This window comes from Coleofasciculus sp. H7-1 (assembly GCF_057473865.1).
The window spans coordinates 124,666-131,334 of sequence record NZ_JBYCCT010000053.1 but is presented as its reverse complement, the minus strand read 5'-3'; the positions used below and the strand labels follow the sequence as shown (position 1 = coordinate 131,334).

The following is a 6,669-nucleotide window of genomic DNA, read 5'->3' as shown; positions in this document are numbered from 1 at the left end:
CCCAACCTACGCAGATTTGGGATTTTTAGCTCTAAATGAACCGTATTGCTTTATACATTGAATTCCGCGTAGACGGTAGGGACACGGCACTGCCGCGTCCCTACGTTTGTGTAGCTAACGTGCTTGATATGCTTGCCAAAAATAAATTCCAACTGTACCAAAAATAACTATAAGAAATATCGGCAAAAAGGCTATTCCCAAACCTGTTGATTTACCCAAAGCCACTTGAATAATCTGCCATTCTATGTAAGTAAATAGCCAGACGATTTCTGTTTTCAGCCAATTCATTAATCCAATAGCTATTTGATATTGGCGGTAGGCATTTTCTTGTGTAATTGCCCAAGGATAATTAAATGTATGAGGAAAACGCCTTAATAAAGTAAATACTAGATAAAGTACAATACTCAAAGCAGGAAATAGCAAAATAGTTGTTTTGCTACCCATAGCATCTGGCTTACCTGCAACATTAAAATGTACGGGAATAGTATTAGGCATTGTCCAAGATTGGAGAGTAAGCAAGAATAGTACAACAATGCCCGCGATCGCTACTACATCCAAGGCTAAATCTACAGGCGATCGCGCGATTGTCAAAATCGGTCGTTGATTTGATGGATTCCTCGTCATAGGGTTAATTGCTAGGCAATAACAGCATATGTTTACTACATATTTTATCTCTAAAGTCAATCGCCATAATTAGAGAAAAGTTAGTAAAGCCATCAATCTTAACATTGGCAGATAGAGGGTTGATGGGTTACAACCAAATGGAAAGCATAGCCAACCTGTGACAGATGGTACTTGAATTTACAGCAGCAAAGATTGCAGAAATCGCTTTTGGCGGAATGATAGAAGGTGGCGCTGGTAAGTTGATGGAAATTGCCATTGAAAAGGTAAATCCGCTACGCGAGAAAATTTGGAATAAATTACGGGCTAATCCAGACGCAGAAAGAGCCATTCAAGCCGTTGAGCAAGGCTCGAAGTCAGAATTAGTGAAGGTTGTTACTGAATATTTGCAGGCTTGCATGGATAAAGAGCCAGCATTTGCCAAAGATATTCGGATGATGGCTAGAGAAATTCAAATCAGCAATACTCAAGACAACAGCAGGACTCAGATTAACCGGGATAATGCCAAGGGCTATCAAGTAGAAACAGTGAATTCTCAAAGCGTGCAGTTTGGTGACACCATCAACCATCACTGACTGCTGGGAGACAACCAGGGAACAAGCCCTCAACCAGTTCAAAACTCAGCTAACCTCGATGAAATGCGCCCTCACTTGAAGTGTTGGCAAGGGCGCACGCAGGAAAGGCAGAAAATCGGGGAATGGATGGCGGATGGAAATATCCTGCTGATTGGCATTACGGGTTTAGGTGGCTTTGGTAAATCTACCCTGGCTGCCAAAATCTACGAAGACGATAGCGCTGAGTTTGATAAAAAGTTCTGGGTAGATGTCAGCCGCCGCGTGACTTTTACCGAGTTGGCGCGACGAGTCTTGCTGCGGTTGGGACTTTCCCCGTCAACTGTGGAGGCAATTCCAGAATTGTCGCTGGTGGATGCGTTGGTGAACCATCTGCGGGAGGGGCAGTATTTACTTATCATTGACAACCTGGAAAGTCTGCTGCAACCCGATGGGCAGTGGTTGGATGCTATCTACGAGCAGTTTTTTCACGGTTGGCTGGGATGTGGCGGTAAGAGTGTCATTCTGGTGACGACGCGAGAACGCCCGGATTTTCCAGAAATCAAGTTGAAATGGCTTCCTTTGTCGGGATTGTCACCAGCAGAGGGGGCTACTTTGTTGAGGGCTGCGGGGGTTCTGGGAACTGAGACAGAATTGCAAGATTTTGCGAAAAAGGCAGAGGGGCATCCCTTGCTGCTGACGCTGGTTGCAGGTTTTTTGCGGGCAGAGGAGGAGTCAGATCCGCAGATTAGCCACTTGCAGAGGTATGGTTTGGCTGACGTAGCCCAGCTAGTGACTGAGGAAAAGCTGAAAGGGCTGCACCGGGGCAAAATCGATATCTGGATGCGTCAGGTGTTAGATGCCAGCTTTAACCGTATCAGTGACAAGTTGCAACGACTGCTACTAAATCTGAGTGTCTATCGGCTTCCTTTCAATGCGGCGATGGCAGATGTCCAGTTGCCGGGAGAGAATGTATTGGAGCAGGATTTAAGGCAGTTGGCTAGGCGTTCTCTGTTGCAAGAGGAAAGGGACAAGAACGGGGGGCGATGGTTTCAGTTTCACCCGTTGATTTTGGCGTATGTCAAGCAAAAGGCGGGCGATCTAACCGAGGCACACCAAAAGGCAGTTGCATACTACAAAGAAAATGCCAAACCAGAACCCTGGCAGACAATAAGTGATGTAGCAGAATATCTAGAAGTTTTTTATCACTGCTATCAGCTCGGAGAGTATGACAATGCCTTCAACACTATTCGCCTGTGTGAGAATTTTCTAACTTTACGAGGTTACAACACTGTCCGAGCCGAACTGTACGGGCAGTTAGTTAAAGCATGGCAGCAAAATAACTCTGGTAGTTGGAAATTCGCTGCTTCTGGCAATAACTTGGGCAATGCTTACCGTTCTCTAGGACAATACCCACAAGCAATTGATTACCATCAGCAGTCTCTGGCAATATTCCGGGAGATTGGCGATCGCAATGGGGAAGCGGCTTCTCTCGGTAATTTGGGCGCTGCTTACGATTCTCTAGGACAATATCCACTGGCAATTGATTACCATCAGCAGTCTCTGGGAATAGAACGGGAGATTGGCGATCGCAATGGGGAAGCGGCTTCTCTCATAGGTTTGGGCAATGCTTACGGTTCTCTAGGACAATACCCACTCGCAATTGATTACCATCAGCAGTCTCTGGGAATAGAACGGGAGATTGGCGATCGCAATGGGGAAGCGGCTTCTCTCAATAATTTGGGCATTGCTTACCGTTCTCTAGGACAATACCCACTGGCAATTGATTACCATCAGCAGTCTCTGGGAATAGAACGGGAGATTGGCGATCGCAATGGGGAAGCGGCTTCTCTCATAGGTTTGGGCAATGCTTACAATTCTCTAGGACAATACCCACTCGCAATTGATTACCATCAGCAGTCTCTGGCAATATTCCGGGAGATTGGCGATCGCAAGGGGGAAGCTACAACTCTGCAAAACTTAGCCAGCCTATATCAGCAGTGTGGACGAGTACAAGAAGGATTTGCAGCAGCATATCAAGCACAAGAAATTTTACAAGAACTTCAGCTCCCTCTGGATGCAATGCCTTATCCAAAGTGGTTGAAATTGGTAATTAAATTTGCTCAACATGGTAAATGGCAACTGGCTTTGTGCTTCGTTTTAGGTCTGGTAGTCTTCCCGTTTGCCTTGACTGGAATGCTGGGACTGATAATGTGGCGAGTGGTACGCGCACAGCTAACGCGACGTAGTTAAGCGATCGCGTCTTTCTTCCTCTGTCCTACCTATGACGGTAAAAAAGATGCGATCGCACTCACCATCAATTAGCAAGTGCGATCGCGCTTTCCTTCAAAAGATACTAGCCTTGTGAATAAGCTTCCATCGGGAGACAAGCGCAAACTAAATTGCGATCGCCAAAAGCATTATCTATGCGTCCGACAGTAGGCCAGAACTTGTGTTCTCTCGTCCACGGCGCAGGATAGGCAGCTTGTTCGCGGGAATAGGGATGATTCCACTCAGAAGTCATTAAAGCTTCTGCGGTGTGGGGTGCGTTCTTCAAGAGATTATCTTGAGCGTCCATCTTACCCGATTCAATTTCCGCAATTTCCTGACGAATCGAGATCATCGCATCGCAGAAACGATCTAGTTCTTCCTTGGATTCGCTTTCTGTGGGTTCTACCATCATCGTACCCGCCACGGGCCAAGAGACGGTAGGGGCGTGGAAGCCGTAGTCCATCAGGCGCTTGGCGATATCATCCACTTCGATACCAGCAGACTTTTTGAGCAAGCGCAAATCTAAAATACACTCATGCGCCACCAAACCATTTTTCCCTTTGTACAAAACAGGATAGAAAGGTTCTAAGCGACGGGCAATATAGTTGGCATTGAGAATCGCCACTTTCGTCGCTTCTGTTAAGCCTGCCGCCCCCATCATGGCGATGTACATCCAAGAAATGGGTAGGATGCTGGCGCTACCCCAAGGCGCGGCTGCAACGGCACCGATGCCTTGTTCGCCGCCAGTTGGGACAACAGAGTGCCCCGGTAAAAAGGGGACTAGATGCGGCATTACCCCAATTGGTCCCATTCCTGGCCCACCGCCGCCGTGGGGGATACAGAAGGTTTTGTGCAAGTTTAAGTGACAAACATCTGCGCCAAAGTCTCCGGGACGGCATAAACCCACTTGGGCGTTCATATTCGCCCCGTCCATGTAAACTTGTCCGCCGTTAGCGTGGACGATATTGCAGATTTCTTTTATCGGTTCCTCAAAGACGCCGTGAGTAGAAGGATATGTCACCATCAAGGCGGCGAGTTCGTGGCGATGCTTCTCGGCTTTCGCTTTGAGATCGTCTACATCAATATTGCCTCGATCGTCGCAAGCGATCGCTACCACTTTCATCCCACACATTACCGCACTGGCAGGATTTGTCCCGTGGGCAGATTGCGGAATCAGACAGACATTCCGATGTTCTTCCCCGCGACTTTCGTGATACTGACGAATCACCAGTAGTCCCGCATATTCGCCTTGAGATCCGGCATTGGGTTGCAGAGAAATGCCCGTAAAACCAGTGATTTCAGCTAACCACGCCTCAAGCTGCTGGAACAGAATTTGATACCCCCGCGTTTGCGAATGGGGGGCAAAAGGATGAATTTTGCCAAATTCCGCCCATGTTACCGGGATCATTTCCGCCGTCGCATTCAACTTCATCGTGCATGAACCTAAGGGAATCATCGATGTTGTCAGCGACAAATCCTTAGCCTCTAGACGGTGCAAGTAGCGCAATAACTCAGTTTCCGAGTGATAGCGGTTAAAGACGGGATGAGTTAAATAGCTGCTAGTACGGGCAAAAGGTGCGTCAAAATCAGTTGTCACCTGACTCGCCAATTCCACCGTAAACGGTACAAAGTCTTGCGCCCCTAAACCTGCGAAAATTTCAAATAGGTCTTGCAAGTCCTGTAAGGTCGTGGTTTCGTCCAAGCTGATGCCGACAGCATTTGCATCCAGAATCCGCAAGTTAATCTGACGAGCTTGGGCAGCTGCGAGAATATCTTCAAGAGCGCGATCGCCCAATTCTACCCGCAAAGTATCAAAAAATTGTTCTGCACCGATGCTGTATCCCAGCCGCTTCAATCCTGACGCCAGAATTACCGTCAGCTTATGGATATTCTGGGCAATTTTTTTCAGTCCGGCTGACCCGTGGTAGACAGCATACATACTCGCCATCACCGCTAGGAGAACTTGGGCTGTACAGATATTACTGGTCGCTTTATCGCGGCGGATATGCTGTTCGCGGGTTTGCAAAGCTAAACGCAGCGCTGGCTTGCCGTGGGCATCTTTAGAGACTCCGACAATCCGCCCCGGAACCTGCCGCTTATACTCTTCTTTGGTGGCAAAGTAGGCTGCATGAGGTCCCCCGTATCCGAGGGGGATTCCAAAGCGCTGAGTGCTTCCTACCGCAATATCTGCCCCAAATTCTCCCGGTGGTGTTAGCAGCGTTAGGCTCAAGGGATCTGCTGCCACCGTGACTAAAGCACCCGCTGCATGAGCTTTTTCTACAAAACCCCGATAATCGTAAATCGTGCCATCAGTGGCGGGGTATTGCAGGATTGCCCCAAAGATTGCTTGCTCAAAATCAAAGTTCTGATGAACGCCGACAATAATCTCAATGCCAAGCGGTCTCGCCCGTGTTTGCAATACTTCGATAGTTTGGGGATGGCAGGCGCTGGAGACAAAAAAGGCGTTGGCTTTGGTTTTACAGAGGCTATAACTCATTGTCATTGCTTCTGCGGCTGCGGTTGCTTCATCGAGTAAGGAAGCATTAGCAATTTCCAGCCCTGTCAAGTCAATGATCGTTGTCTGAAAATTCAGCAGCGCCTCTAGTCGCCCTTGGGCAATTTCTGGCTGATAGGGAGTGTAGGCGGTATACCAGCCGGGGTTTTCTAAAATATTACGTTGAATGACCGGCGGGGTAATGCAGTCGGAATAACCCATGCCAATCAATGAGCGAAACACCTGATTTTTGGAGGCGATCGCTTTCAATCGACTCAGCGCTGCGGACTCACTCTGAGCTGCGGGAAGCTGAAGCGAATCGGTTTTCGGAGTTGCCCCATTGGGAAAACGCGATCGCCGAATTGCCTGCGGAACCGTTTGGTCGATGAGGGCATCTAGGGTCGGTATCCCCACTACCTCAAGCATTTGCTGGACTTCATCCGGGCTAGGGCCGATATGCCTCTGTACAAAAGAAATCGATCCCATTTCTCCTAGCAGATGTTGACGGCTAGACTCGGTATGAGGGATGGAAATTACCACAGGTTGCTCTCCAGACGCGACTATTTCATATTTTGCAACAATTTTCCGGGGTCAGGAGCTGTAAAAACACCGATTTGCCGCGTCTCGAAGTTACCGCAATTTTAGATTTTAGATTTTGGAAGGAATTGCCAATTGAAGAAAGCCCGCTTCCCTAGAAAGGCAAATCCCCCATTGTCGGAGGCGGAGAAACTC

General features: G+C 48.2%; 4 protein-coding genes. 2 read left to right on the top strand and 2 right to left on the bottom strand.

Features of this window, described 5'->3' with window-relative positions:
- Positions 1 to 114 precede the first annotated feature (114 nt).
- Positions 115 to 624, bottom strand: coding sequence for a DUF1648 domain-containing protein (locus AC2VDX_RS13440; RefSeq protein WP_378179233.1), 510 nt, complete (start codon positions 622 to 624; stop codon positions 115 to 117).
- A 164-nt stretch (positions 625 to 788) separates the two neighbouring features.
- Here AC2VDX_RS13440 and AC2VDX_RS13435 point away from each other — a divergent pair, with 164 nt between their 5' ends.
- Together AC2VDX_RS13435 and AC2VDX_RS13430 are read left to right on the top strand one after the other, a co-directional pair.
- On the top strand, positions 789 to 1,196 hold the full coding sequence (locus AC2VDX_RS13435) for a hypothetical protein (RefSeq protein ID WP_378179235.1): 408 nt from the start codon (positions 789 to 791) through the stop codon (positions 1,194 to 1,196).
- A gap of 63 nt (positions 1,197 to 1,259) precedes the next feature.
- Positions 1,260 to 3,425 carry a tetratricopeptide repeat protein gene (locus tag AC2VDX_RS13430; protein ID WP_378179238.1) on the top strand — a complete coding sequence of 722 codons (2,166 nt, stop codon included), beginning with the start codon at positions 1,260 to 1,262 and terminating at the stop codon, positions 3,423 to 3,425.
- A gap of 103 nt (positions 3,426 to 3,528) precedes the next feature.
- On the opposite strand, the gene gcvP is transcribed toward AC2VDX_RS13430, so the two are convergent.
- Positions 3,529 to 6,477 carry an aminomethyl-transferring glycine dehydrogenase gene (gene gcvP / locus AC2VDX_RS13425; RefSeq protein ID WP_378179241.1) on the bottom strand — a complete coding sequence of 983 codons (2,949 nt, stop codon included), beginning with the start codon at positions 6,475 to 6,477 and terminating at the stop codon, positions 3,529 to 3,531.
- Positions 6,478 to 6,669: the final 192 nt, after the last annotated feature.